Raw genomic sequence first — 1,169 nt, 5'->3', positions numbered from 1 at the left:
CGGCTGCCCGCCGCCTCGACGGGGAAGCTCATCATGATGTCGGCGGCCGAGAAGGCGTCGCCGGCGAACCATTCGGACCGACCCAGTTCCGCCTCCCAGTATGCGGTGTGGGCGGCGATCTGGGGATCGATCATGGCCGTGTTCATCCCCTTGCTGATGCCCCTGGCCACGCCGCGGACCAGGAAGGGGACGCGACCGGGGATGGCGCCGAAGATCAGCTTCAGCAGCAGGGGCGTCATGGCCGAGCCCTCGGCATAGTGCAGCCAGTAGGTGAAGCGCCGCGCCTCGGCCGTGCCCGCGGCGGGCCTGAGGCCGGATGCGGGATGGGTCTCCAGCAGATATTCGATGATCGCCCCCGTTTCGGCCACGCGGGCGTCGCCGTCGTCCAGCACCGGCGACTTGCCCAGCGGATGGATGGCTTTCAGTTCGGGCGGCGCCAGCATGGTCTTCGCATCCCGCTGATAGCGTCTGACCTCATAGGGCGCGCCCAGCTCCTCCAGCAGCCACAGCACCCGCTGCGAGCGGGAGTCGTTGAGGTGGTGGACGGTGATCATGGCCGCGGCTCCGCTGGTGGCGACCGCCAGTTGGCCCGGTTGACGCGGCGTCGGTCCAGCGAATTCAGACCCGGCGGCCGCTCCAACGCCGCCGGGGATGGGCCGACCGGCCCTGGCCCTGAGTCTGGCCCTGATCCGGGCGCTTCGCATCCTGCCGCTGCTGCCACAGCTGGAAGGCCAGGGTGGCCAGCGCCAGCTTGACGGCGTGGCGTCCGGCCATGCGGCGCCCGCCCTTGCTGAGCAGCACGCCGCCGATCAGGGTCGCGAGTTTGGGAATGGGCATGGCGGTCTCCGGTTCACGGGCCGAACGGGCGACGAGGGGATCGGTTCAGTCGACCCGGCGCCGGTGTTGAGTCTGCAGGCGGTTTGGCCCTAAGCCCTTGCCATGACCACGCCCGAACCCCGCCTGACCTCCCTCGCCCACGGCGGCGGCTGCGGCTGCAAACTGGCCCCGGCGGTGCTGCGTGACATTCTGAAGGGCATGCCGCTGGCCGGGCCCTTCGCCGATCTCATGGTCGGGACCGAGACCTCTGACGACGCCGCGGTCTGGCGGCTGAACGACCAGCAGGCCCTGGTGGCGACCACGGACTTCTTCATGCCGGTGGTCGACGACCC

Annotated in this window: 2 protein-coding genes and 1 pseudogene; 1 reads left to right on the top strand and 2 read right to left on the bottom strand. The window is 70.1% G+C overall.

Annotation, left to right across the window (positions count from 1 at the left end):
* Together Q8S40_RS18790 and Q8S40_RS18785 are read right to left on the bottom strand one after the other, a co-directional pair.
* Window positions 1–554: glutathione S-transferase family protein (locus Q8S40_RS18790; RefSeq protein ID WP_305671614.1), on the bottom strand; the 554-nt coding region annotated here is incomplete at its 3' end.
* Between the two features lie 64 nt (window positions 555–618).
* Window positions 619–837, bottom strand: a complete 219-nt coding sequence (locus tag Q8S40_RS18785; protein WP_305671613.1) for a hypothetical protein — start codon at window positions 835–837, stop codon at window positions 619–621.
* Window positions 838–939: 102 nt separating this feature from the next.
* On the opposite strand from Q8S40_RS18785, the pseudogene Q8S40_RS18780 reads away from it, so the two are divergent.
* Window positions 940–1,169: pseudogene (locus Q8S40_RS18780) on the top strand (selenide, water dikinase SelD); the annotation flags it as partial.

Source organism: Falsiroseomonas sp. (assembly GCF_030695085.1).
Lineage (GTDB): Bacteria > Pseudomonadota > Alphaproteobacteria > Acetobacterales > Acetobacteraceae > Falsiroseomonas.
The sequence above is the reverse complement of the archived record's forward strand: the minus strand, read 5'-3'. Positions and strand labels throughout refer to the sequence as shown.